This is a genomic window from Cytobacillus praedii (assembly GCF_001439605.1).
Taxonomy (GTDB): Bacteria; Bacillota; Bacilli; order Bacillales; family Cytobacillaceae; genus Cytobacillus; species Cytobacillus praedii.
In genome coordinates, this window is sequence record NZ_LMBX01000022.1 from 16353 (window position 1) to 41624 (window position 25272).

Genomic DNA, 25272 nt, shown 5'->3' on the forward strand with positions numbered 1-25272 from the left:
GTTATATTTTCACATCTGACTTTTATTATTTGCATTCACGGCTATTCTTGGCTTTCTTGTTAAAGGCATATGAATTCCTGCAAAGGCCCTTGCCTCATATACAAAGCCGAATAATGCCGTTCCAATCGCTAAATGCAGGACTGCCCACGGGATATCTAGATAAGAAATAACTGTAAATGCGCCAATTAGAAGTTGCAGCAACACTATAAGTAATGAAAGGAGCATGCGATTTTGCATAGCAACTCCCCATCTTTTTGAAAATGCCCAGTAGCTGATCAGCAGCAGATAGATTGTAGATATGACCGCTAATACTCTATGTATCGTTTGAAGGATGCCAGGTAATGTATTTGGCAGGAGTGAATCCCCGCATGTAAGCCACCCACATGCTAATCCATATGATTCATGCTTAATATAGGCTCCAAAAACGAGTGTTAAAAGTAACAAGACCAATACAATATTTAGATGATTGATTATGTGTTTTCGTTTTTCAATATTTATAGAAACAGTATGAATTTTACCCTTCGATTCCTTCATACCCGTTTTCCTCCAAAGCCAAATAAGGCTTGCTAGGAATATCATTGCAACTAATAAATGTCCTGTTACAACAATTGCAGGAAGATCAAGAATGACTACAACTGCTCCAAGAAGGATTTGTACGGTTAACATGAAGAGCATTCCCCACGCAACAGAACGAATAGTTGTATTTGAATGTGATCGAATGATCTTTACGAATAATAATACTGCCATAATTCCGAGAATGGCGCCAATTACTCGATGAGCAAATTCAATTAGTGTATCACCTTGCAAAATAGGGATAACAGCTCCATTACATAACGGCCATTCTGGACCGCAGCCCATGCCAGATTCTGATGATGCAACATAGCCACCAAAAACTATCAAAAAGTATGTCAATAAAATAGTAAAGAACGCTAATCTACCGCGAGTCAATAAATACACCTCTCCCTTTATTAAAAAAATTTAGAATTTTATTTTTATTTTAATAGAGGAAAATCAACTAAACGGTGATATGAATCACAAACAATCTGCATTCGCTAATAATAGTGGTATTTCGATAAAAGAAGTGTTTATTCGCTATGATGATAATCACAGTGTTTTTTCATCATTTTCGTATAGTTAAGATAGAAAGAAATAAAGACAAGAAGGATGATTTCAAGATGTCATTTTATAAAACATTAACACCCTATTATGATCAAATATTCCCAGCAAATAAAAATACACAACAATTTCTATCCGCTCATTTATGTAAAGGCGGAAAAATATTAGATGTTGGTGCTGGAACGGGGAATATGGCACTTGCTCTTGCAAAGGAAGGATTCGCTGTCACTGCGACTGAGCCTGAAAAAAGAATGGCTGAAGAGATTCGCATGAAGGCATTAGCAGAAACTATTTCACTTAATGTTGAGACAAAAACTATGCAGCAAGTAGAAGAATTTGCTGAAACCTATGACGGCATCTATTGTATTGGCAACACGCTTGCACACTTAAGAAATTTGGACGAAATTGCCCAATTCTTTCAGCTAGCCTTCAAAAAACTAAATAAAAATGGGGTTTTTATATTTCAAATAGTAAATTTTGAAAGAGTATTAGAAAATAAGGAGTTTTCCTTTCCTGTGATAAGAAAGGAACATTTTGACTTTCAACGCCAGTATACATTAACTGGAGACAGGATCCTTTTTACTACTGCTTTAACAGTGGCAGGGCAAACGGATTCCAATACCATTCCATTATATCCAGCAACAGCGAGTCAACTGCTGCCACTGCTTGAAAGCTGCAGATTTAAAGAAATTAACACATTTGGGGATTTTAATAGCACCCCTTACTCTATCAATACACCCGCTTTCATTGTTACCGCGAAAAAATAATCCGGTCACATGCATCCCGGTCGTGGTTTTAGCTACACCCTTACCCATACAAGATATTCAGGAATTCTCCCCTGTGCATTCAGAAAGAAAAAAGCTGCAATCAGTAAAATGGATTGCAGCTTTTTCTCACATCAGTGTGTAGTATGGGATATTGGCTGTTCTGTTGCCACTCCCCCATGCTTTGGAACACGAAGTAGCAATACCCCGCCAATGGCAAATAAAATAACGAGACTGAATACCCCACTATTCGTATTCCCTGTGATTTGTGCGGTAGCACCAACGAGCACAGGGCCGGCTATCGCAGCAAACTTACCAAAAATATTATAGAAGCCAAAGAATTCATTTGAAGATTCCTTTGGAACCAGTTTAGCAAAATAAGCACGGCTTAGTGCTTGAACCCCGCCCTGAACTGTTCCAACTAGCAGAGCAAGTACCCAGAAATCTATGGCTGTTTTGAGGAAGTAAGCATATATGCAAATGAAAATATACATAAGAATTCCAACCATTATGATTCTTTTTTCATTAAACCTTTGTCCAAGCTTTCCAAATAGTACTGTAAACGGTGCAGCTATCACCTGCGTAACAAATAAGACAATTAATAGAGTTGTTGAGTCGATTCCAATGTCAGAACCATAGGCTGTTGCCATCGTGAAAATTGTATGAACCCCATCAATATAAAAGAAATAGGCTAATAAGAACAAAAATAACGCACGATAGGCTTTAATATTTTTCAATGTAGTAAAAAGCTTCTTAAAACTAGCAGAAACTGGATTCGGTACACGCTCTTCATAGTAAATTTGCTCAACATTTTTCAGCATCGGCATTGTGAAAAGGCCCCACCATAAAGCTGTAATGACAAAGGCAATCTGACTGGCAATTCCCACAGACAACGGGATAACAGCTTGCTGAGCTAAAATAATAATAGCAATAGATAAGATAAAAGGAATCGTGCTGCCAATATATCCGAGGGCAAAACCATTTGCGGAAATACGGTTCATTCGATCTTCACTCGTAACATCTACAAGAAAAGCATCATAAAAGATATTTGCCCCAGCAAATCCGATTGAAGTCAGCACAAAACAAATTAATAAGATCAGCCATTGTTCAGTTGGGACAACTGCTAGGATTAATGTAAAAACAATTCCTAAACAGGCAAAAAAGGTAAAAAATCTTTTCTTAAATCCTCTAAAATCAGCAATCGTTCCTAGTAGAGGAGCTAGTATGGAAACGATTAATGTAGCAATTGAATTGGCATATCCCCAATAGGCAGTGGATGTTGCGGCAGAAATCCCTGCCGATGTTGCAGCTGATTTAAAATACAAAGGAAAAATGGCAGTAACAACAACAATGGAATAGGCCGAGTTCGCCCAATCATAAAATACCCAGCTGCGTTCAGGTTTGGACATTTTCTTCATTAAACAACCTCCTTATAATAAATGCGGAAGGGCCTTCGGAAAGGTGTTCTATACCTTTCTGGGAGGCTTGGGTTGATGACCCCAAGTGGCTAGGCGCTGGAGCTTGACCTCCTTATTTGTCCTGTAAATTTAAGAACTTTTCTATCACTTTCCCATCCGTATTACCTAAGTCCACACCTAGCATTCTAGCTAATGTAGGACCAATATCAATAAGTCTCATATAAGGAATTTCCTCATTCGAAAGCACCCCTTTACCAGAGGCAAGGAAAAATGTAGAATAATCTTGCTTCTCTGGCGAATATCCATGACAGGCGAGCATATATTTATTATTTTCCCAGACATCTTTCTGCGTCACATGTTTTATATACTCGCCCTCATGAGGCTCAAGAAAGTAAAAGCCATGACTTGCCTCAACCATAAAAGCACATGTAGGATCTGCACCTCTACTCCCAGCCTCCTCTCCAGTAAAGATTCTTTCAATGCCGTTGTCAGGATCGGCTATTAATTCATCTAGAATATTTTTCACCGCTTGTTTCGTTTGATTGTCATTATTATTTTTCAAATAAATATATGCTGAACCGTCACAGCCATTGCAATAGGCCTTCCAATCGGTTATTTTCCCTTTAGAATTAATAGATATTAGGTTCTTTTCCCGGAAAATTACATTTAAATGAACAGCTTTATTTTCATCCAATGCACTATGATCCCCAAGAATTACAATTGTTGTTTCCTCATATCTTCCGCTTTCCTCGAGTGCATCCAAAATACGTCCAAGTCTTTGATCATGGCGGTGAATAGCATCTGTTGCCTCATCTGAAAACACGCCATAATTATGTCGCATCGTATCCAGATCAGTAAAATGAACGAGTAGTAAATTTGGTTCTTTCGTCAAAATTGTATGAACCGTTGATTCTAAAACAAAATCATCCAATTCTGGCTGGTTTAATCCATTTCGTATGGAACCAAAACGTTTATTTAGCTCCCATTGATAGGAGGGGGTTCCACTCATAAGCGAAACGAAAATTTGGTTTTGCCACGGCCGATTCGGAAATATTTCTGGCAAATTGTATTGAATACTTTTTGCTTTCCCAGTAACTGGCCATAAAAGTGCCGCTGTTATTAGGTTGGCTTTGCACGCTTCATCGTATAATGTCGTACCTTTAATTGCACTTCGAAACCAATTCCAATCAGGAGAAGCAACACCTGGCTGTAATAATGTATTATTAATCACCCCATGACGAATCGGATAATTCCCTGTAACAATCGTTGCATGACATGGATATGTAACAGAAGGATAAATCGTTTCCACATTTTTTGAAAACGATCCTTTTTGAAAAACCCGAACGAAATTTGGCAGTGAATGGATGAGCGGGAAATCTAATGCAGATAAACAATCAAAAGAAATAACAATCATATTTTTCGTTAATGCAGTCAATATGAATAGCCTCCATTTGAAAACTCTTACTATATATTTTACCATTATATAGGAATGAGTTATATGTAAATATATTTTATTTATTATGAAATTTTTGTAAATTATTAAATTAATATAAATAAGCTCCCCTCTTCAATCGAGGGGAGCTTATTTTATTTAGCTCTGCTTATACAATTTTACTTCTTTTTAATTCTGTCTTTAAGTAACTTAAAAACTCATCCGCTTTTTTCTCAGGAGCTTTCGTTATCAAACTAACTGCAATATAGAGAATCGCCGAGATAACTATGCCCCATATTCCTGAAGCAAGTCCTAACGGTTTTAATTTGGCAAATTCTAATATAATCACCATAACTCCACTAACAATTACACTAGTTATTACGCCAGCAGCTGTTCCTCTTTTCCAAAAGAACGCGCCAATTATAGCTGGCACTGTAACTAGTAAGCCTGCTGAAGATGCTACTGACAGCACGGCAATTAGGTTTACATTCATCTGTGCAAATAGATAAGCTAATATGGCAATGATTGGTATAACAATTTTCCCAACAAGGAGCTGATCTTTATCACTCGAGTTTTTCTTCATGTATCCGTATACGTCCCTTGCAAATAAAGAAGATAATGTAAGTAAAATAGAATCAATCGTCGAGATGGCAGCTGCCATAATTCCAACCATCACTATTGCCGCAAGAATTGGCGGAACTAAATCAGATGATAAAATTTTGGGTGTGGCCAGATCTGGATTTGCCAAGTCTGGAAACATAGCGGCTGCAGAAAATCCCCATATGACAGAAACTAGCGTATACACAAAACCGAATATTAAAAATCCCATCAGCATCGTTCTTAAGCTCTTCATTGAAGCTGGCATAAATAATCTTTGGCTTACTTGTGGATTAGACAAACTAAAGAAAAACCAAGGAATCGTTAATCCTAAAAAGGTAAAAAAACTAAAAAATCCGTTTCCAGGAACCGTTAATGATTGTGGTTGATTTGTCTCCAGCGTTTCAAAGAATGAACCGACACCACCTAATCCATTGATAATGAGAATGACAACTATAGTCGATGAAATAATCATGAATAATGCTTGTAAGGAATCCGTCCAGGCAACTGATCGAATACCAGCAATATAAGAAAAAACAATGGCAAGGACTGTCGCAATTACCACACCAGTAGTAAATGGGATTGCATTATTTGTCATTCCCTGCAAAAGGTAGCCCACCCCGGCAAGCTGAACTGCACTGTATGGAATTAGGAATAGACAGCTGAATATGGATACAACCATTGCGACCTTTTTATTATTATATCGATCACCTAACATTTCGGATGGTGTTACATACCCGTATTTCTTCCCGACTAACCAAAATCTCGGACCAAAAAAAGCGACTAAAGATACACCCATAAAATAGATGATTTCAAAACCAAATGCACCGACGCCACCTTTGTATGTTAATCCTGCTAATCCAACCAGCATAAAGGCACTATAAGTTGTTGCACTATAGCTTAGCGCAGATACGAAGCCGCCTAATTTCCGATCTCCTAGAAAGTAACTGACCATATTCGTTTGTTTTCCACTTCTTGATAAAAAAGCAATAAATAATGAAATAATAATATAAATAGCAATTGTCCACCAAACCATATGTGTACCCACAATTATTCACCCCACTTCCTCGTTATTAAATAATTAATTCCAATAATCGCTATTGCCAAAATTGTCCACAATAAAAAACTTCCATACCATGCAGCTATGTTCGTAAACAATGTATATGGAAGTATATAACCAAGCAAAACAATCACAAGGATTAATAAAGCCCATTTCAATTCTGTAGATTTCATGAAATCACCTCCAGCTACTAACATAAAAATATAGCAAATTAACAATCTTATTATACACCAGGATATCCAACTGTAAAGACACTTGTATTTAATTAAAAAAATAGCCCTAACTCCTTAGATAGGAATTAGAGCTATTACTGCTGTTATTTTGTCAAACATGAAACGTATTAGGCATGAACTGGTGATAATTTACCAGCTGAAGCTTTGACACGCTCCATACCTTCTGACACGATTTCTTCTGCACGGTCAGGGTATTGATTATGACCCCCGATAATCACTTCTTCAATTTGCTGAATACCAAACAGATTCATAATTTGTTTTACATAATTTACACTCATTTCAAGAGGTGCCATTTGTGGTGTTGAGTAATCTCCCCCACGTGCATTTAAAATAATTACTTTCTTTTCAGGCACAAGTCCAACTGGACCATTTTCTGTATATTTGAAAGTCACACCTGCACGGTAAATATAGTCGATGAAAGTTTGTAGTGCTGCTGGGATTGTTTGATTCCATAATGGAAATGCAAATACTACTGTATCAGCTGCCATAAATGCATCCATCGCTTTTGTTGAAGCAGCAAGAATACGTTGCTCGATATCATTTAATTCTACACCTTGTGCAGTTTTTCCCATCGCATTGAAAAAGTCCTGTCCGAAATATGGCATATCCTCTGCGAAAACATCGAATGTATTTAATTCAATATCGGATACTTTTCTTGCTTCCTCCATGAAAACTTCATACATTCTACTTGAAATGCCCTCTGTTGCAGGACGATTATTAGCTTTAACTACTAAAACGTTCATTATATTCTTATCTCCTAACTATATATCTATTTATTACCTCGAAATAAAATATGTTTAATTCAAGATACATTGATATACTACAATAATAGTCTCAAATCGTCAACAATTATAACTCTTATTATAATCGGGACTTTCATAAAGTTAAGGAAAAACCGTAACCAAGAAGAGGTTCCTAAACCAATTAAAGACATCGCAGTTATAGGAACTGTAAAAATTAATTGATACCTATCGTTTTACCGATTAGAACACTTTTAATAAATGGGACCTCACCTTGGAGTATTCCTGCAATTATTTCTTCTGTCATTTCAGCACCTTCTTTACTGACTGCTATTACTGCCAGAAACGCTGCTATTAACCGAAATACTATTTATTCCAATATTACTAATGAGAGCATCTTGAATATATGACGGAAAAACGAAGGTGAAATAGCAATCTTCATCTGGATGATTGGCAATTTCATAATCAAGTTCCAGATGAATTTGGTCAACTGATTCAGTTATTTTACTTTCAGCTTTTATTACTTCATAGTCTTTTTATTCACTGCATCCTGTCAGAAATCAACAGATTAATAGAATTGATGCTATGAATAAACAGTATACTCTCTCCATCTATTTCCTCCCCATTGACTCATAGTAGCAATTTTTATTCATTTATAAGTTCTTCTCCTTTAATTGAACAGAGACTTCTAATTGGATCTCCTCGCTGCCGAATGTAAAAAAAGTGAATCAATCACTAAAAATTGATTCACTTTCCATATTTTAATTACCGTTCCTTCTTTAAAAATAACCAAACTGCTATTGTAGCTGCTAAAACGATATAAGCAATCACAAAAATAAGATCAAACCATAAGCCATTGTTAACATTGAAATCATTGTCCATATGGTCAATAACATTAAAAACTGGCGGGAATATCCATAGGATCCATTTCAAAAAGACTGCCGTTTCTATCAATGACTTTGATGCAAGTGAACAAACTAATACAAATACAGCTGATAGCCAGGCGTACTTATTATCCGCTAAACGTGTTGCTGAAAAAAGTGTTCCGACTAAAGCTCCTAAAATAGCAAAAACAGTGTGGCAAAAAAAAGTTAACAGATAGTATTCAATTGTCATTCCTGCTTTAAAACTGCCAGTGAAAATTGGAAAAAACACTGCAAACAGCATGAGTGGAACCATCATAAGAAGGAGAGCATACCACTTGCCTCGCAAGTATCTCCACTTACTTCCCAAATGTGAGAAGAGAATATGCTTTTCACTTTCTTCCTCTATCGATAACATGCCCATCGCTATCCATGTCATTACTAAATATATTGCAATGGATGAAACTCCATAGCTGCTTAGTATTGGCACGTTTTTATATGCATACAAAATAAATATCCATGCAAGGTATAAGACGACTGGGGGAATAAACTTTAATGACCGGATAAAGTTTAATAGTTCATAACGGACAAATGCTGACACTTTCCTACCTCTTCTCTATTAATTCCACAATTGAGCAGCCACTTTCTAAGAGCCTGGTTAGAACTTCATCCGAATGTTCACTTAATACCGTTATCTCAACTGTACGTTCTTCTATATAATGAAAACGAATATTAGGAATCTCTGAAGCTACTGTTTGATTTGGAACAATAACTTTTATATATTTATATTTTTCTTTTTTTTCCTTTTTATCATCAGCAATGATCCTGCCATTGGCAACAGTTATCACCCGATTGGCCAAACCATCGATTAATAGTGACTCATGTGCAGTAAAGATGATTGTAAATCCTGTATTAATTGAAGCTAACTCGTTTAACAGTTCTACTTGTGTCGATTCATCTAAGCCTGTTAATGGTTCATCCAGTAAAAGTATATCTGGATCAATTAGCAATGCTTGAATTATTCCCGCTTTTTGCTTTGTTCCCTTTGAACATTTTTTTAAAGGAGTATTCAAAAAGTTTGTAATAGCGAATATTTCCGCATACTTATGTATTTTCTTAATGAGTTCAGACTCCGAATTGCCGTTCATTTTACCTATTAACAGTAAATATTCCTGCATTTTAAAACGGATATTCTCAGGAAAATGCTCTGGGACATACCCAGTTTTGCCCATACCCCTTCTTACTTGACCAGATGTGTTTTCATATATGCCACCAATCAGTTTTAATAAACTGCTTTTTCCTGAACCATTGTGTCCAGTGATAGCAACCTTTTCTCCTCGTGAAATACAAATAGAAAGATCATGTAAGATATTTACACCATCAATCTTTTTCCCAGCCTTATCTGCTTCAAAAATGATCATTCGCTTGCCTCTACTCTTTTTTTCTTTATTTTACCATTTATTTCTGCTGTTTTTAACTTTTTATTCCAAAGTGTATAATGGAATCTTTTTTCAATTAGATGTATAATTAAAAGTGAATTTAAACCGATAGGATTAATAAGAAATGGAGTGTTTATTAAAGTTAGGGGATGATGGATAAATGAAATTTCAAGATACTCAAAGCATGGATAAGCGACTTGAATTAATAAGCAAACTTTCTAAAACGTTTTTAGCTAGATCGGCAAAGATTGATGAAGATGGAGCATTCCCATTTCAAAATATATCTGAACTTAAAATGTCTGGTTACACATCGTTAACACTCCCAAAAAGATTTGGCGGCGAAGAAATTTCTCTTTACGATCTTGTTCGTTTTCAAGAGTTTATTGCCAGAGGGGATGGAGCTACCGCATTATCCATCGGATGGCATATGGGAATCATTCAGGATTTAGGAGAAAAAAAAAGCTGGAATGAATCCATGTTTCAGATGTTATGTGACGATGTGAAAAATGGAGCGCTAATAAATAATTGTGCTTCTGAGCCACAAACTGGCAGTCCTACCAGAGGCGGAAGGCCTACCACTTCAGCAGTAAAACAAGAAGGGTATTGGCTGATTAACGGCAGAAAAACATTTACGACCTTGTCTCCTCTCCTCGATTACTTTAATGTAACTGCTTCTATTCCGGAAAGTGACCAGGTTGCTTATTTTTTAATACCAAGAACAACTCAAGGCGTTGAAATTGAAGAAACATGGGATAGCATTGCAATGAAGGGAACCGGAAGCCATGATTTAGTATTAAATAATGTCAGGGTTAAAGAGGAATACTTAGTTGAGTATATTGAACCTGGGAAAAAAGGAGCTTCTGGATGGCTGCTTCATATTCCGGCTTGTTATCTTGGAATTGCTCAAGCTGCAGCAAGCTATGCGATTGAATTTGCCAAGAGCTATTCACCTAATAGTATCCAGGGAACAATCAGTGACCTTCCTAATGTTAAGCAAAAGATTGGAGAAATGGAATTAGAATTAATGAGAGCAAGACATTTTCTCTATTCGGTAGCTAACCAATGGGATCATTCAGCAAAGGATGAACGTGCTCATATGAATCCTGAATTAGGTGCAGTTAAACTTTCCGTCACAAACAGCGCGATTACAGTCGTCGATCTTGCAATGAGAATAGTTGGTGCACGCAGTTTATCTGAGAAAAATCCGCTGCAGCGATATTATCGGGATGTCCGTGCAGGACTGCATAATCCTCCGATGGATGACATGACGATTCTGCTGCTGGCGAATGATGCGATTAATAGATGCAATGATTGAACATAAACAATAAAAAAGCTGAATTCCCATTTTATGGACTTCAGCTTTTTATCTTCTCTAAATCTCTTTTAGGATCGATTTTTGAATTTTCCTTATCACATCGCCCCTGCTGATTACACCAACAACCCTATTATTTTGGTTAACTACTGGGAGCTTCTTAAAATGATGTTTGGACAATAATGTAACTGCATGCTCGATTTCATCATCTGGAGAGACGGTAATAAGCCCTTTGGTCTTGGCGATTTTGATGATTTCCTTCTCTGTTAGATCTTTTAAACGGCTTTGCAGATTTTCCTCCCCCAAGTATTCCATATAAAAGACGAAATCATAGACACGCTGCTCAATTGGCTTTATTGACCTCAGAATATCCCCATCGGATACCATTCCTACCAGCGTCCCATCCTTTTCGCAAATGGGCAAACCGCCAACTTTCTTTTCAACAAACATAGTCATTACTTCCTTAATGCTATCGTTTGGATGAGCTTTAATTACATTTGTTATCATGAATTCTCTAACCTTCATGCCTCAACACCTCATTGTTGGAACAAATAGTATAAAATATGAATCATAGTTCAAGTATTTCATTCTAGGTTTTTGAAGTCAAGCTAAAATGTGAACTAGAGGTCACCTTTTGCTTTCAGCTTTACTTACACACAATTTCTCCATAATTTGGGGAGGAAAAACAAGCCGGCAAATAACCTTAGCCATTTCATCATATTCTAATGGACTTCCACTTTGTTCCGCTTTTTCAGGACTGTTTTCAACCATTAGGATGATAGTCCAAGCAACAATATCTAAATCCAAGTCTTTCCATGTAAGTCCCTCATCTTTGGCACTTTGTAATCCTTTATAAATTCTTGCATGCAAACTCTTTCTTGCTTCCAGCATGACCTCTGATAGCTCTGGGTCTTTCGGCAATAGCTCTGGAAGAACTCGATGTATGCCAATTGCCTCTAAGGAATTATTGTAGTTTTCCAAAAGGGATGCAAGCAGTTGTTCAGGATTCCGGTGCATCCAATTAGGTACAGGCGGCATTAGCTTTTCCATTTTATCCTCCAATAATGCTAATAGCAGCTGCCTTTTATCAGAAAAATAGCGATAAAATGTTCCAGTTGCTACCCCAGCATAGGAGGCAATATCTTTTGCAGTTGTTTGCTCATACCCTTTTTTTATAAAAAGACTTCGCCCGCTCTCAAGCAAAGCAAGTCTTTTTTGCTGTGCACGAATTTGTTTTGGTATAGAAGGAAATGTCCCTACCAGCTGCCCTTCATCTCTTTCAGACATCAAAATCACCTCATTCTTTATCATATCACATTCGAAAGATGAACCAAGGTTCACTTTAAAATTGACAGATAATTAGTCACATGTAATAATTGAACCAAAGTTCATGTTTTTTCGCACATCTTAGATTTCCGATCTCAAATTAGATAGGGGAATGTTGAAAATGCACATAAGTAAAATTGCTAATGAAGGGGATCAAGTACGTTTTAAACGGAACAATCTTTCGATTAATGGAGAAGTTATTAAGGTGAAGGAATCGAGTGTAATTGTACAAATTAGTCCTTCGGATGCAGAACGAATCAGAATTGACACACTCTATACCGTTGTGTCTCATCGGAATTATAAGCTATTGAATACAAACAAGCATTTGTCCTTTTCAGATTCAGTGGAAGGTTTGTAACACTGGAAGAAAATATATACGAAAGACCCAATTTCTCAATAATATCCATGAGAAATTGGGCCTCGATCAGAATATATTCCATTGACACTTTATCGAATTTCTTAATACCAATAGTGCTTCATCCGATGCGTTTATTTGGATGGAACAAATTGGTGCAAGCATAAATGGCTGATTCTTCATTATAATAATTGCCTCTTCTGCTTATTCGTTTACGCGTTTAATGTCGTTAGAAGCAAATAATGTGTGATCAACACCACCGACTTTTGTTGCATTCAATCTTTCTTCTAAGGAAGGATTCCCCTTTGCACTTGTATACCAGCTGATCCCATCTGCCTGATTATCATTAAATCTTTCTTAATGTGCATGTTTCCCACCTGACTGAAGAATAATCTACCCTTTTCTAGCTGCTTCTAAGACCAGATAAACACATGGCCGAGAAAATTCATCAAACGATGGTTCATCGAATAAATCTGGATGTGCTTTTCCTTTACAGCATAGAAAATCCCGTCGTTCCTGTATTATTAAGTCCATCTAATTGGGCAATCATCCTTTTCTTCAGATAGTATTGCCTCAAAACGATACTTACTTTGCCACTGACTCAACAATATCTAAATATAATAAGTAAAATCCTCCGGCAATACCCTCTTTAAAAATTTTCTCGTACGTTCTTCTTTTGGATGGACGAAAATATCCTTTGGTGACCCCTCTTCTACAACAACTCCTTCATCCATAAAGATCACTCTGTTTGCCACATCTTTTGCAAAAGACATTTCATGTGTGACAACTAGCATCGTTGTTCCCTCTTTTGCGATATTCTTCATAACAGTTAGTACTTCACCGACCAGTTCAGGATCAAGTGCAGAAGTAGGTTCATCAAAAAGAATAATATCAGGATTAATGACCAACGCCCTGGCAATGCCTACCCTCTGCTGCTGTCCGCCTGATAATTCACTAGGATATGCATGGTATTTTTCTGACAGGCCTACCTTATCCAAAGCTTTTTTACCTAGCGCATTCGCTTCCATTTTTGGCATCTTTCTTCCGATAATCAGTCCTTCGGTTACATTTTCTAATGCCGTTTTATTATTAAATAGATTGTAATTTTGAAAGACGAAGGCAGTTTTCTTCCTTATTGAGTGGATCTGTCTCTTTGATGCCGTTTTCAAATTTATATCTATCCCGTCAAAAACGGCTAGCCCCTGATCTGCCTTTTCAAGAAAGTTGATGCATCTCAGTAATGTTGTTTTCCCTGAACCGCTTGGTCCAAGAATGACAACAACATCACCTTTATCTATTTTTAAGTCTACTCCTTTCAAGATCTTATTTTGACCGAATGATTTATGGATGTTTTTAATTTCCAGCATCTTGATCACCCCAGCTTCCTTCTCATGCATTTACTGCCTTATACTTTATTAACCGTTTTTCATAACGCTTGAAAGCATATTCTACTAAACTACATAGAATCAAATAGACTAGAAAGATATCGATATAAGCCTCTACATAATTGTAGCCCACATTTGCAGCTACTTTAGCCCTTAGAGTGATTTCTTGCAAAGACAAAGCATACCCCAGTGAGGTTGCTTTAATCAGATTAACCGTTGCAGTACAAATATTTGGTAATGCCACAACTAATGTCTGAGGGATAATAATTCTTCTAAAGGCTTGCACATTTGTTAAGCCAACAGACTGTGCAGCTTCTAGCTGCCCTTTACTTACCGTACTTATTGCCGAACGGAATACTTCAATTAGGATGGCTGTCGTATTGAAGGAAAAAACGATGAAAGCGTACCAAATTGGATTCACATCGTACACATTCATCTCGAGGTTATATTTAGTAAATATCGAATCGAGCAATAAAGGGATGCTGCTATATACAATAAAAATTTGAACGATAATAGGCGTTCCCCTTACAAAAGAAACGTATATTTGTGCAAATTGATGCAGTACAGGAATTCGGTTGATTCTTGTTAAGGCAAGTATAAAACCAAACGGAAGCGCGACAAGCAAAGCTACAATTGTGATGGCTAACGCGATAGGTACCCCTGATAGTGCAACAAAAAATGTATCAACCAAAAATTTATAGTCAAGTCCTTCCGACATTTTTTTCACCACCTTACATCGTCTTCAATGACTGTTTCCCCTTACTTAATACCCTTTCTAATTTCAAGAAGAATTGTTCAATCGCAATTGACAGAATCCAGTAAATAATTGATAATGCGAGAAAAATTTCTAACGCATGTGCATTGTAGTTACTAGCAATAATAAGGTTTGCCTTCCCTACAATGTCAATTAACCCGATGGTATATGCTAAAGCACCTTCCTGGAGCAACGCTAGCAGGCTATTGCCAAAGTTAGGAAGTGCGACAACCAACGCCTGTGGAAAAATAATTCTTCTGTATGCTTGGGCATTACTTAAACCTACGCTGACAGCTGATTCAAACTGGCCTTTATCAATCGATTCATATGCAGAGCGAATGACCTCACACATTAACGCCCCAAATTGAAGCGAGAAAGTAACAATCACAAAAACCGCTTTATCAATATCATTTAAATCCATGCCAAAATTATTGCCAATGGCCGGAATCCCATAATAAACTAGGAAAAGGAGAACAATGGAAGGTGTACACCGTAGTATCGTTATATACCCATTGGCTATATTCCTAGCAATCTTGCTTTTTCCTAATTTGGCTGCTGCTAAGATAAAGCCTATAATTGTACCAAATAGTACAGAAAAACTAGCCACCATAAATGTCACTTTTAAAAAGGGAAGTAACATTGATATCGACTGCATAATATAAGTAGCATCAAAATACTTCTCCATACTTCCTCCCTAACTGCTTTTTCTCAAGAGCTGCTATTATCTGTTTACTTTATCCAATACTTCAAACAAATCTCTGCCGTAGAATTCCACACTATATTCATTTGTCTTTTTTTCCACCTTCAGCTGTTTTACAGCTTCATCATAGGCATCAGCAAATTCCTGTTCTTTTTTATTAAAAAGCGGCCAGGTTTTTATTACTGCGAATTCCTTATAAACAACATCATTTTTTAAATGATGGTATGGACCATCCTCAGCAGTCACTTGTTTTTCAAAAGGTCCCTCAATCATAACGCCTCCGTCTACACGGCCTTCATTTACCCACTGAACAACATCAACTGAAAATTCATCACCAGCTTTTAGCTTTACCTTATTACTTGGATTAGCTATGTTATATTCATCGATAATGGTATATTGTGCATTATTCGCAGCAATTGGAGCTAATGTAAATCCTGCTGATGCAAAGTCTGACAAACTTTTAATATTCTCATTTCCTTTTTTTAATACGAGGCCCGCACTGCTTAACCCTATGAATTCTTTAGGAAATATAAATTTCTCCGTTCTTTCCTGCGTCCAGAAAGCATTCTTTACACCCACCTGATATTTCCCTTGTTCCACACCTATCAATAAGTCATCACTTGATGTACCTACATATTCAAATTCGTATCCTGGTAGTAATTCATCCACCTTTTTCATTACTTCCACATCATATCCAGTCGGATTCCCATTTTCATCAATCCAGGACATTGGTTTTGAAGCTTGATCATAGGCTACTTTTACTTTCCTTACATCAGACTGATTATCTAATGAACCACCAGACTCCGTGCTGGTCTTAGTACCTGATCCACATCCTGCCAATATCATGATGAATACAAAGCCTGTTACTAAAGATTTTAGGAATATTTTCATTAATATTCACTCCTTCACTAAATACCAATAAAACACAGTTGTTTAATCGGATTAATATTAATAAGATGTTAGCATTATCTAAATTTTCCGTCAATGAATTTTTATTAAATTTTATCAATAAAAAACGACACTCTTTGCAGAGTATCGTTTTCAATTTTATTTAAACTTATCAGGGAACTGCTTTACGATTCCTTCTGTTAGAATATCTCCCATATGGATTAAATGTGTTTCATTGCGATCTGCAGAGCGTATATCTTTGTCCCAATCCTTTTCCAATCTCGCTAAAACCTCATCTGTTGTCAATTTCAAATGGGTATAGAACATGTCTGTGAGTTCCTTCTTCGACCAATTTGGATTGGCAGCTGTTAAAAAAGCTACGATTTGATCCGCATTTCGCGCAAATGCCTTTCTATTACAAAAAAAATCATGTAGGTCCAACCTACATGATACGCTAAATGATATTACTTCAGTGCTTTTTTCATCTAATCCGATACGTATTCCTTCCAGCTCTTTTTGCCTCATAAAGTGCAATGTCAGCAGTCTTTAGAATGCCTGATTCAGTTGCATTTTCATCTGCTACAATAGCAATCCCAATACTAGTTGTAATTTTCAACTTAATATTGTTAATAATCCATGGCTCATCCATAGATTTTTGAATTTGCTTTGCAAATGACGCTGCCTCATATTCTGACTGTCTATTTGGTAAAAGAACAGTAAATTCATCCCCTCCAAGTCTGGCAACTATTTCATCGTCTTGAAGGCATTTACTAACTCTCTTACCAAACTCTATTAACACCTCATCGCCAATGTCATGACCCAATTCATCATTGATACTTTTAAAGTGATCAATATCCATGATGAATACAGCAAATCCTATTTTATTTTTCTTAGAATCGATTAATATATGAGTTAATTTCTCTTTAAATAGTCGGCGGTTTGGCAAATTGGTTAATGAATCATGGAATGCAATATGCTTCAGCTTTAGTTCATATTCCTTTTGCAAGTGTATGTCTCTTGTCACACAGACCATATGTATGAATTGACTTTGATTATCAAATACCGGAGTTCCACTTAATTCACACCAAATCCAGCCTTTTGTTTTATGCTTGTTCAATACTTGCAGCTTCCATGATTTTTCATTTTTTATGGATTGTAAGACCGATTCCCACATTTTATCTTTATGTTCCAGATGAATATTATGAAAAAAGTACTTTCCTAAATATTCCTCCTTGTTAAAGCCTAACACTGTCTTATATGAGGGGGATACATATATAATTTTCCCCTTTTCATCTAACATCGTTATCAAATCTTGCGAGTTTTCTGCAATAATTCTAAAACGCTGTTCACTTTCCTGATACATTTTCAGAATCGTTAATTGTTCGGTAATATCCTTTAATATCCAATAGATACCAACGACATCCCCATTAACAATTGTGGGTGTGAATTTTGCAATTACTTCCACTCGGTTACCAGACTTATTGGTAATAGCAATATTAAGATGTTGATTTTTTCCTTCAACTGCACGATTAAAACTATCCATTATTGCATTTATATGTTCAACAGCAACCAATGAAATAAAAGTTGAATCGATTAGGCTATTCGCATCGTAGCCAGTCACATCTTTAACAGCAGCATTGCCTTTTATGATCTGACCGTTCCTATTAATGGAAAAAATAGCATCAACATTAAATTCATACAAGGAACGATATCGCTGTTTGCTTTCAAGAAGACTGTCCCAATAGCTCTTTAATTCAAATTCACCCCATTTTTTCTCTGTTACGTCATGAACAACTGCAACGATATGTGTACATTTGTTTGATTCATCGAAAAGAGGAGATAGTGTTATTTCTGAGTAATACATTTCACCTAAAAGAGAAGTGTTTGAATCTTCATATGTTACACTTTCAAGGCTAATAACAACTTTTTTATATTGTTCAATTAAAAAATCCGCTCTTTCGGCTGCATATACATCATCTATTGATTGTCCGATTACACTTTTAGTAAGTCCGGTTTTCTCCATAGCGGCACGGTTCAAATAAACATAGACAAAATCCAAGTCATTAATAACCTTCACGATGAAGACACTTTCTTTTATACCTTCCATTAGAACACTATTTAATAAATCCCCTTTGATTTCAAACATCAATCATCACCCTTCTTACATTGCTCCTACTAAAATAATTTATTTTTCCCTCTAGTTATGAGGGTAATAGTATTTAACCTATTTCTTCAGAATAATACTACACATTTTCAATTTCCTTAGCAATAACTAAAAAGTATCATATTTTCCCTTGGTCCTTTATTCGATAAAAAATAGACCACGATAGGGTCCAAAAATCTAACGTCCGTATTCACTTGGAGAACATAAGAAAAAGACATTCTGATTATGTCTTTTTCTTACAAACTATTAATTTATAAAATATTTAGCCAAATCTTTACTGACGTTACCAGAATTAATAAAGCTAAAATCATCTGTAATACTTTTGTATTCATCTTTTTGCCGGAATGAGCTCCTAGAGGAGAAGCAATGAGACTTGCAGCCACCATGATAAGTGCAGGAAAATATTCAACTTGCCCTGTCATAATCTTCCCGGCAGCTGAACCAATTGATGAGATAAATGTTATGGCTAGTGAGGATGCAATAGTCATACGTGTAGGTATCTTTAGCACAGTAAGCATAATTGGCACTAACAGGAATGCCCCTCCCGCACCAACGATTCCTGCCCCTATTCCAACAATTAAGGCAAGGAATGCTGCAATCCATTTATTAAATACCACCTCATCCAAAGGAATATCGTCAATGCCCTTTTTCGGAACGAACATCATTAATACTGCTAGTAAAGCAAGGATTCCATAAACGACATTGATTCCACCTTCAGTCATATGAGTTGAGCCAAATCCGCCAATAAAACTGCCTATTAGAATGCTAGTACCCATGTAAGCAATTAATGTTTTATTTAAATATCCACCTTTTCGATACGCCCAAACACCGCCAATCGTTGCAAAAAACACTTGAATGGCGGTTATTCCAGAGACCTCATGTGAACTAAAATTTGCCACACCAAGTACTGTGGGAATAAACAGCAGCATCGGGAAGTTAATAATCGATCCCCCTACCCCTAGCATCCCAGAAATATAAGAACCAATAAATCCAATTAAAAAAATCGTAATAATAAATTCAATATCCATCTTATTTCCTCCTAATAAAAGGGAACCTGTTCAGGCTCCCTTTTTATATGAGATTATTTTTCTCTAGAATGTTACTATTGTACTACTCTACTTATATTTAGAGTCGATTGTTATTCCTGCATTAAGATTTATCTTACTGCACAGCGATTAGGACCAATTTCCATTTCACGTTGCTGGTTTTCATCAGGATTAATCTTCCCCATATTTGTTTGACGAATTTCCTGGTAAGCGTTTGGCTGAGGCGGCAAATTTTCAGTTACAAGTTTTCTAAACTCATGTTCATTTTCAATGTTTAATCCATGATTATTCTCAAACAAAGCACCTAATTTTTCTGCAACACTTCCATTTTCATTTATTTCATCAATGATCATAAAGTGTGCCGGCAGAACGGTGAGTTCCCAGGAAAGCTCTCGATAGCGTGAGTATAAACTTTCTCTTAAATCTCCAACCCAGTCCTCCGCCATTCCAGCAAGATCAGGTCTTCCGATCGAATCAATGAATAGAATATCCCCTGAAAGTAATAACTTTTCATCAACGACAAACGAAGTGGAACCAATTGTATGTCCCGGAGAATATAATGCGTGAATATCAATTGCTGTATTTCCAATTGTCACGATACTTCCACCTTCAAGCGGATTGTAATCAAAGGTTACCTCCTCTGCGTCTTTAGGAGGCAGCCAGTAGGCAGCATTTGTTTTCTCTGCAATCATTCTGCCGCCTGATATATGATCTGCATGTAAATGTGTATCAAATACATGTGTAATCGTTACATCCAAGTTTTTAGCAAATTCAAGATAATGATTAATCATACGTGTGGCATCGATAATAGCAGCTTCACCATTTGAAACAACCATGTAGGATAAGCAGCCTTTACCAATACGAACGAATTGATAGATTTCTCCACCGTTGTCTAGATCCCCAACTTTCACAGGCTCTAAGTGTTCACTCCAAGCCTTCATCCCTCCCTCAAGAAAGGATACTGATAAGCCAGCTTCCGATAGCATATCGGCTACCATGATTGAGGAGCCCTCCTTTGCACATACTACGAGTATATCTTTATCTGAAGGCAGCCTATCTAGGATATCATCGACCCCCTCAAGCAATTCAAAGTAAGGAACATTCAAATATGAGAAGTACCGTCCTTCAATTTTCCAATCTGCAAAATCTGCATTATTTCGCACATCTAAAATAAATAGTTCTTCTTTATTAATTACTTTTCTTGTCACTTCTTTTGCTGTCATTGGTTTAACTGTCATCACATTTACCCCCTATGGTATATAATGGATTAAAATTTTTTACCTCTATTGAACACAATCCGTATCGCCAGACCATTGACTCATGCCAGGCAGGACATTAACAACATGGGTAAAGCCTTTTTCTGTTAACTTTTGGGCAGCAAGATCACTGCGGCTTCCTGTTCGGCATACAACGAAAATATGATCCTCTTTATTTAATTCGTTTAATCGATCTTCTAACTCTCCTAACGGAATAGATCGTGCATTTGGAATATGATTAAATGCAAATTCTGCCGCTTCCCTGACATCTAGTACAACGATATTTTCATTTGCATTTCGCTTTTTCTCAAGCTCTTCATTATTAATTACATTTGGATGCTTTTTCTCAATTGTTTCATCATTAGATGATTTTCTTAAATAATGCTTTAATACATCACCCTCTTCGAGTGTTCCCAAATACTGATGACCGCTGCTCGTGGCCCATGCTCTTAAGTCTGCTTTCGAGCCTTTATCAGTCGCCAGAACTTCTATAACTAGACCAGCTTCCAATTCATTCATCGCCTTTTTCGTTTTCACTATCGGCATTGGACATGCTAATCCTTTTGCATCTAAACGTACATTTGCTTTAATCGTTTCCATTTTAATGCCTCCCAATCATCACATACCTACTGAGGTATTATTGATTAAAAATTTTTCTCTATTTTTCTTAGATAAATAAGTTTACATTCCCATCTTCTGCATCAGCCAAATATGCAGCGACACCTGCATATTCAATATTCTCTAATAACTCTTCTTGCTGCAATCCTAATAAATCCATTGTCATCGTACATGCAACTAATTTAACCTCTTGTTCTTGCGCCATTTCAATTAGCTGCGGAAGAGACATCGCATTATGCTTTTTCATAACATCTTTAATCATTTTAGGTCCAAAACCAGCAAAGTTCATTCTGGAAAGTCCCATTTTATCTGCCCCTCTTGGCATCATCTTGCCAAACATTTTTTCCATAAAGCCTTTTTTAACTTCAATCTGTTCATCTTTACGCAAGGCGTTTAATCCCCAAAATGTATGGAAAATTGTTACTTCATGATCATATGCTGCTGCACCATTGGCAATGATATAAGCTGCCATTGCCTTATCATAATCCCCACTGAATAATACAATCGTTGTTTTTTTCTTTTCGCTCATAATTTCCTCCGTTAAAAATAATTTACAGTTACCCGTATAGGTATTTATGAATCTAAAAAATTAGCCCTTTTTAATCCAAAACTTTAGCACATCATTTTCTTCTTCGTGCTTCAAAAACTCATGTCCACTTGATTTTGCCCATGCGGTTAGATCATTTTTAGCACCTTTATCGGTTGAATGAACCTCTAATACTTGACCAGATTCTAGTTCATTAATTGCCTTTTTTGTTTTGACGATTGGCATTGGACATGCTAAACCTTTTGCATCTAGTACTTTATCTACTGTCATATTTAATTCCTCCAATTTTTTATTTTACCATTACCCCTATAGGTATATTATTAAAAGAAAAAAAGAAAGTCAACCAAAAATTTATAGCCGTTTTTGTCCAACAAACTGGATCACATGGGATAAGCCTTGATGCAGATCTCCTTCATTTCGTTCAACCTCTCCCATGAAAAAGTGAACAATACGCCAATCTGAAAATGTTTGCAAAAACTCTTCAGGGGTATATAAAAAGCCAATATCTTTAGGTCCCCCGCTTTGATATGGAATTTGACCGGTTGAATATACCTCAGATATAAAATATCCACCTGGCTTAACTGCCTCTTTAATTCCTATAAGTGTTTTCATACGTAATTCTTTTGGAAAATGGCCAAAAATACATACTAGCTCATCCCAAAACCCTTTTTTCCAGTGTGCTCCATTTAAATCGACTAGTTCAGTATGAACAGTTACACCGCGAGTTTCAGCAAGCCGTTTCGTTTTTGTCAATCCGGAAGCCGCATAGTCCCAAGCAGTTACATTCATTCCTTGTTCAGCTAAAAAAACTGCATTCCTGCCTTCACCTTCAGCAATAGCCAAAGCATTACCTGATAATTGAAGTCGTTTCTGTGTTTCTGCTAGAAACACATTCGGTTCAGTCCCATAAACATAGCTCTCATTTTGAAAACGAATATTCCATGGATTCATATTTTATCCTCCTCAGTAAAGTGTTTTTGTGAAGTCTTTATAGTCGGATCACTATAAATTGGCCCCCGCCTAATATAGTTTTCGTATAATCTATTTTCACATGATCAAAATACACAAGATCTCTTTCGTTAATCAAAAAGTGAATGCCACTTTCTTCTACAATTTTATCAGTGTCTAAAGCTGACTCTTCCAGAGTCAGGCGGGCTTGGGTCCTCCTCAGCCAATTCCCATCGATAAGCGAATAAACAGTGTTTATCCATCAGTAATCACATCTTGGATTCCTTCTCTAATAATTGATATTGCTGCTTGAGTTATTTTCACCATACTGTAAACCCTTATAAAACCATCTCCAATTATCCATATGGGTATATTACCTGTTTTTTTATTGTCAATCTGCTCGATTGGAACTTATTTTCTTTTGAAAAGCACAATCTCTATAACTTTGACAGGCAACTATAAACTGAAGTAATTATTTTACTCATTAAAATAGATCTATCCAATCATCTATCAGCACATTTCATAAATAAGCGCCAATATTGATTAAAAAAAGCAGGTAAATTTCATTTGTATAGAATTCTCCCTGCTTTTTATGTTAAAACATTTTTATTGTTTTCCCAGATAAAAGCCTCTTAATTGCGTTTGAAAACAGAAGAATACGTTTTCCATCCGCCATCAACATTTTTAACATGGTACCCATTATTTTTAAGAATCCGGCTTGCTAAATATCCTCTTAGTCCAACCTGACAACTAACATAAATGGTTTGATTCTTCGGAAATGAGTCTAATTTTTCACGAAGTTCATTTAAGGTTATATTTATAGAACCTGCTATAAATCCATTTTCACGTTCTTTTGGTTCCCTAACATCAATTAATAATCCGCCTTCCGCAATAATTTCATCTACTTCATGCCATTGTACCTGTTCCAGTTCCCCTTCAATGACATTTGTTGCTACATATCCCGCCATGTTCACTGGATCTTTTGCAGAGGAATAGGGCGGGGCGTATGACAATTCTAAATGGGTTAAATCTTCAACCGTTAACCCGCCCTTTATTGCAGTTGCAATCACATCTATTCTTTTATCAGCTCCATCTGCTCCAACAGCTTGAGCCCCAAAAATCCTTCCCGTTTCTTGATCAAAAATTAATTTTAAAGAGATTGGGGCAGCACCTGGATAATATCCTGCATGAGAGCTTGGATGAATATGAACAACCTCATATAGGATGCCTAGACGCTTTAGTGTTTTTTCGTTATTACCAGTTGAAGCGACAGTTAAATCGAACACCTTCGCGATTGAAGTGCCAAGAGTACCTTGATATTTTTCTTTTTTTCCCATCATATTATTTGCAGCAATCCGTCCTTGGCGATTAGCCGGGCCAGCAAGCGGAATCATCGCCTTCATGCCGTTAATGTAATCGACTATCTCCACGGCATCGCCAACAGCATATATATCCTCATTCGAGGTTTGAAGATATTCATTGACGATGATACCACCTCGATCGCCTAAAGTTAAACCAGCCGATTTTGCCAATTCATTTTCCGGCTTTACGCCAATCGACAAGATCGTCATATCAGTTTCTATTACAGTCCCATCTGACAAGTTAATTTTCCTGCCATTGTCAGCAAATGATTGGACACCATTTTCTAAGATTAGCTTCACACCTTTATCGATTAAATGGTTATGCAAAATACTTGCCATTTCGAAATCAATCGGTGCTATAATTTGATTCGCCATCTCAATAATTGTTACTTCTATCCCTCTATCCGCGAGGTTTTCAGCCATTTCAATCCCAATGAATCCTCCTCCGATTACAACAGCATTCTTAGGGTTTTGGTTATCAACATAGCTTTTGATTTTATCTGTATCTGGAATATTTCTTAGCGTAAATAATGTTTCATTTTCTTCTAATCCAGGGATTGGCGGAACAATTGGTTTTGCACCAGGCGAAAGCAAAAGCTTGTCAAATGTTTCTTTATAAATTTCATCAGTCAGTAAGTTTTTTATAGTAACTTTTTTGTTTTCTGAATCGATCGCGATTACTTCACTTAAATTTCGAATATCCATATTAAACCTTTCAGACATTCCCTTAACCGTTTGTACTAACAATTTTCCTCTCTCTTTAATCGTTTCACCAATATAATAGGGCAAACCACAATTAGCAAAAGAGATATATTCGCCTCGTTCAATAAGAATAATTTCTACATCCTCGCTAATTCTTCTTAACTTTGCAGCAGCAGTTGCCCCCCCAGCAACCCCGCCAACGATGATAACTTTCTGTTTCATAACTTCCCCTCCAAATATATACCTTC

The 25272-nt window shown here is 36.6% G+C and carries 27 protein-coding genes; 3 read left to right on the forward strand and 24 right to left on the reverse strand.

Annotated elements, in window-relative coordinates; translation table 11 throughout:
• Positions 1-9 precede the first annotated feature (9 nt).
• Positions 10-948, reverse strand: a complete 939-nt coding sequence (locus ASU02_RS19630) for a COX15/CtaA family protein (protein ID WP_057766787.1) — start codon at positions 946-948, stop codon at positions 10-12.
• Between the two features lie 227 nt (positions 949-1175).
• Here ASU02_RS19630 and ASU02_RS19635 point away from each other — a divergent pair, with 227 nt between their 5' ends.
• A complete protein-coding gene (locus ASU02_RS19635) occupies positions 1176-1883 on the forward strand; it encodes a class I SAM-dependent methyltransferase (RefSeq protein ID WP_057766789.1) in 708 nt (235 codons plus the stop codon).
• Positions 1884-2014: 131 nt separating this feature from the next.
• Here the strand turns inward: ASU02_RS19635 and ASU02_RS19640 are convergent, their stop codons facing one another.
• From ASU02_RS19640 to ASU02_RS19670, 7 genes are all read right to left on the reverse strand, one after another.
• A complete protein-coding gene (locus tag ASU02_RS19640; protein ID WP_057766791.1) occupies positions 2015-3298 on the reverse strand; it encodes an MFS transporter in 1284 nt (427 codons plus the stop codon).
• 112 nt (positions 3299-3410) lie between these two features.
• Positions 3411-4778 (reverse strand): alkaline phosphatase family protein, encoded by a 1368-nt coding sequence (locus ASU02_RS19645; protein WP_057766793.1) that lies wholly within the window; start codon positions 4776-4778, stop codon positions 3411-3413.
• Positions 4779-4899: 121 nt separating this feature from the next.
• A complete protein-coding gene (locus tag ASU02_RS19650) occupies positions 4900-6375 on the reverse strand; it encodes a sodium:solute symporter family protein (RefSeq protein ID WP_057766795.1) in 1476 nt (491 codons plus the stop codon).
• 2 nt (positions 6376-6377) lie between these two features.
• Positions 6378-6560, reverse strand: coding sequence for a hypothetical protein (locus ASU02_RS19655; protein WP_057766797.1), 183 nt, complete (start codon positions 6558-6560; stop codon positions 6378-6380).
• 167 nt (positions 6561-6727) lie between these two features.
• Complete coding sequence (locus ASU02_RS19660; RefSeq protein WP_057766799.1) at positions 6728-7363, reverse strand: FMN-dependent NADH-azoreductase; 636 nt, start codon at positions 7361-7363, stop codon at positions 6728-6730.
• A gap of 762 nt (positions 7364-8125) precedes the next feature.
• The gene (locus tag ASU02_RS19665; protein ID WP_057766801.1) at positions 8126-8824 is read right to left on the reverse strand and encodes an ABC transporter permease; all 699 of its coding nucleotides are present in this window, start codon (positions 8822-8824) and stop codon (positions 8126-8128) included.
• 4 nt (positions 8825-8828) lie between these two features.
• Positions 8829-9644: an ATP-binding cassette domain-containing protein gene (locus tag ASU02_RS19670; protein ID WP_057766803.1), complete on the reverse strand. Its 816-nt coding sequence runs from the start codon at positions 9642-9644 to the stop codon at positions 8829-8831.
• Between the two features lie 178 nt (positions 9645-9822).
• Here ASU02_RS19670 and ASU02_RS19675 point away from each other — a divergent pair, with 178 nt between their 5' ends.
• Positions 9823-10977 (forward strand): acyl-CoA dehydrogenase family protein, encoded by a 1155-nt coding sequence (locus tag ASU02_RS19675; RefSeq protein WP_057766805.1) that lies wholly within the window; start codon positions 9823-9825, stop codon positions 10975-10977.
• A 57-nt stretch (positions 10978-11034) separates the two neighbouring features.
• Here the strand turns inward: ASU02_RS19675 and ASU02_RS19680 are convergent, their stop codons facing one another.
• Together ASU02_RS19680 and ASU02_RS19685 are read right to left on the reverse strand one after the other, a co-directional pair.
• Positions 11035-11499 (reverse strand): CBS domain-containing protein, encoded by a 465-nt coding sequence (locus ASU02_RS19680; RefSeq protein WP_057766807.1) that lies wholly within the window; start codon positions 11497-11499, stop codon positions 11035-11037.
• Positions 11500-11601: 102 nt separating this feature from the next.
• On the reverse strand, positions 11602-12261 hold the full coding sequence (locus tag ASU02_RS19685; protein WP_057766809.1) for a TetR/AcrR family transcriptional regulator: 660 nt from the start codon (positions 12259-12261) through the stop codon (positions 11602-11604).
• Between the two features lie 160 nt (positions 12262-12421).
• On the opposite strand from ASU02_RS19685, the gene ASU02_RS19690 reads away from it, so the two are divergent.
• Entirely contained in the window at positions 12422-12658 is a 237-nt protein-coding gene (locus ASU02_RS19690) for a DUF2187 family protein (protein ID WP_057766811.1), read from the forward strand.
• Between the two features lie 390 nt (positions 12659-13048).
• Here the strand turns inward: ASU02_RS19690 and ASU02_RS26525 are convergent, their stop codons facing one another.
• The 14 genes from ASU02_RS26525 to ASU02_RS19750 all read right to left on the reverse strand — a co-directional run bounded on the left by ASU02_RS26525 (position 13049) and on the right by ASU02_RS19750 (position 25246).
• Positions 13049-13189: a hypothetical protein gene (locus tag ASU02_RS26525; protein WP_157684547.1), complete on the reverse strand. Its 141-nt coding sequence runs from the start codon at positions 13187-13189 to the stop codon at positions 13049-13051.
• A gap of 77 nt (positions 13190-13266) precedes the next feature.
• Positions 13267-14022 carry an amino acid ABC transporter ATP-binding protein gene (locus ASU02_RS19695; RefSeq protein ID WP_057766899.1) on the reverse strand — a complete coding sequence of 252 codons (756 nt, stop codon included), beginning with the start codon at positions 14020-14022 and terminating at the stop codon, positions 13267-13269.
• A gap of 22 nt (positions 14023-14044) precedes the next feature.
• Positions 14045-14758: an amino acid ABC transporter permease gene (locus ASU02_RS19700; RefSeq protein WP_057766813.1), complete on the reverse strand. Its 714-nt coding sequence runs from the start codon at positions 14756-14758 to the stop codon at positions 14045-14047.
• A 13-nt stretch (positions 14759-14771) separates the two neighbouring features.
• Positions 14772-15479 (reverse strand): amino acid ABC transporter permease, encoded by a 708-nt coding sequence (locus ASU02_RS19705; protein WP_057766816.1) that lies wholly within the window; start codon positions 15477-15479, stop codon positions 14772-14774.
• Between the two features lie 36 nt (positions 15480-15515).
• The gene (locus ASU02_RS19710) at positions 15516-16385 is read right to left on the reverse strand and encodes a transporter substrate-binding domain-containing protein (RefSeq protein ID WP_057766817.1); all 870 of its coding nucleotides are present in this window, start codon (positions 16383-16385) and stop codon (positions 15516-15518) included.
• 156 nt (positions 16386-16541) lie between these two features.
• Positions 16542-16823 carry a hypothetical protein gene (locus ASU02_RS26530; protein ID WP_131236755.1) on the reverse strand — a complete coding sequence of 94 codons (282 nt, stop codon included), beginning with the start codon at positions 16821-16823 and terminating at the stop codon, positions 16542-16544.
• A 40-nt stretch (positions 16824-16863) separates the two neighbouring features.
• On the reverse strand, positions 16864-18528 hold the full coding sequence (locus ASU02_RS19715) for a PAS domain S-box protein (RefSeq protein ID WP_057766819.1): 1665 nt from the start codon (positions 18526-18528) through the stop codon (positions 16864-16866).
• Between the two features lie 269 nt (positions 18529-18797).
• On the reverse strand, positions 18798-19574 hold the full coding sequence (locus ASU02_RS19720) for a sulfite exporter TauE/SafE family protein (protein ID WP_057766821.1): 777 nt from the start codon (positions 19572-19574) through the stop codon (positions 18798-18800).
• Positions 19575-19702: 128 nt separating this feature from the next.
• Positions 19703-20830: an MBL fold metallo-hydrolase gene (locus ASU02_RS19725; RefSeq protein WP_057766823.1), complete on the reverse strand. Its 1128-nt coding sequence runs from the start codon at positions 20828-20830 to the stop codon at positions 19703-19705.
• 45 nt (positions 20831-20875) lie between these two features.
• Positions 20876-21448, reverse strand: coding sequence for a sulfurtransferase TusA family protein (locus ASU02_RS19730; RefSeq protein WP_057766825.1), 573 nt, complete (start codon positions 21446-21448; stop codon positions 20876-20878).
• A gap of 67 nt (positions 21449-21515) precedes the next feature.
• Positions 21516-21995, reverse strand: a complete 480-nt coding sequence (locus ASU02_RS19735) for a DsrE/DsrF/DrsH-like family protein (protein ID WP_057766827.1) — start codon at positions 21993-21995, stop codon at positions 21516-21518.
• A gap of 60 nt (positions 21996-22055) precedes the next feature.
• Entirely contained in the window at positions 22056-22283 is a 228-nt protein-coding gene (locus ASU02_RS19740; protein ID WP_057766829.1) for a sulfurtransferase TusA family protein, read from the reverse strand.
• Positions 22284-22364: 81 nt separating this feature from the next.
• Positions 22365-22964 carry a methyltransferase domain-containing protein gene (locus ASU02_RS19745; RefSeq protein WP_057766831.1) on the reverse strand — a complete coding sequence of 200 codons (600 nt, stop codon included), beginning with the start codon at positions 22962-22964 and terminating at the stop codon, positions 22365-22367.
• A gap of 629 nt (positions 22965-23593) precedes the next feature.
• Positions 23594-25246 (reverse strand): CoA-disulfide reductase, encoded by a 1653-nt coding sequence (locus ASU02_RS19750; RefSeq protein WP_057766833.1) that lies wholly within the window; start codon positions 25244-25246, stop codon positions 23594-23596.
• Positions 25247-25272 lie beyond the last annotated feature (26 nt).

Coding starts and splice junctions, on each gene's coding strand:
- ASU02_RS19635 (WP_057766789.1), top strand. CDS start 1,176: ATGTCATTTTATAAAACATTAACACCCTATTATGATCAAATATTCCCA.
- ASU02_RS19640 (WP_057766791.1), bottom strand. CDS start 3,298: ATGAAGAAAATGTCCAAACCTGAACGCAGCTGGGTATTTTATGATTGG.
- ASU02_RS19645 (WP_057766793.1), bottom strand. CDS start 4,778: ATGGTAAAATATATAGTAAGAGTTTTCAAATGGAGGCTATTCATATTG.
- ASU02_RS19655 (WP_057766797.1), bottom strand. CDS start 6,560: ATGAAATCTACAGAATTGAAATGGGCTTTATTAATCCTTGTGATTGTT.
- ASU02_RS19660 (WP_057766799.1), bottom strand. CDS start 7,363: ATGAACGTTTTAGTAGTTAAAGCTAATAATCGTCCTGCAACAGAGGGC.
- ASU02_RS19670 (WP_057766803.1), bottom strand. CDS start 9,644: ATGATCATTTTTGAAGCAGATAAGGCTGGGAAAAAGATTGATGGTGTA.
- ASU02_RS19675 (WP_057766805.1), top strand. CDS start 9,823: ATGAAATTTCAAGATACTCAAAGCATGGATAAGCGACTTGAATTAATA.
- ASU02_RS19680 (WP_057766807.1), bottom strand. CDS start 11,499: ATGAAGGTTAGAGAATTCATGATAACAAATGTAATTAAAGCTCATCCA.
- ASU02_RS19685 (WP_057766809.1), bottom strand. CDS start 12,261: ATGTCTGAAAGAGATGAAGGGCAGCTGGTAGGGACATTTCCTTCTATA.
- ASU02_RS19690 (WP_057766811.1), top strand. CDS start 12,422: ATGCACATAAGTAAAATTGCTAATGAAGGGGATCAAGTACGTTTTAAA.
- ASU02_RS26525 (WP_157684547.1), bottom strand. CDS start 13,189: ATGGACTTAATAATACAGGAACGACGGGATTTTCTATGCTGTAAAGGA.
- ASU02_RS19695 (WP_057766899.1), bottom strand. CDS start 14,022: ATGCTGGAAATTAAAAACATCCATAAATCATTCGGTCAAAATAAGATC.
- ASU02_RS19700 (WP_057766813.1), bottom strand. CDS start 14,758: ATGTCGGAAGGACTTGACTATAAATTTTTGGTTGATACATTTTTTGTT.
- ASU02_RS19705 (WP_057766816.1), bottom strand. CDS start 15,479: ATGGAGAAGTATTTTGATGCTACTTATATTATGCAGTCGATATCAATG.
- ASU02_RS19710 (WP_057766817.1), bottom strand. CDS start 16,385: ATGAAAATATTCCTAAAATCTTTAGTAACAGGCTTTGTATTCATCATG.
- ASU02_RS19715 (WP_057766819.1), bottom strand. CDS start 18,528: ATGTTTGAAATCAAAGGGGATTTATTAAATAGTGTTCTAATGGAAGGT.
- ASU02_RS19720 (WP_057766821.1), bottom strand. CDS start 19,574: ATGGATATTGAATTTATTATTACGATTTTTTTAATTGGATTTATTGGT.
- ASU02_RS19725 (WP_057766823.1), bottom strand. CDS start 20,830: ATGACAGTTAAACCAATGACAGCAAAAGAAGTGACAAGAAAAGTAATT.
- ASU02_RS19730 (WP_057766825.1), bottom strand. CDS start 21,448: ATGGAAACGATTAAAGCAAATGTACGTTTAGATGCAAAAGGATTAGCA.
- ASU02_RS19735 (WP_057766827.1), bottom strand. CDS start 21,995: ATGAGCGAAAAGAAAAAAACAACGATTGTATTATTCAGTGGGGATTAT.
- ASU02_RS19740 (WP_057766829.1), bottom strand. CDS start 22,283: ATGACAGTAGATAAAGTACTAGATGCAAAAGGTTTAGCATGTCCAATG.
- ASU02_RS19745 (WP_057766831.1), bottom strand. CDS start 22,964: ATGAATCCATGGAATATTCGTTTTCAAAATGAGAGCTATGTTTATGGG.
- ASU02_RS19750 (WP_057766833.1), bottom strand. CDS start 25,246: ATGAAACAGAAAGTTATCATCGTTGGCGGGGTTGCTGGGGGGGCAACT.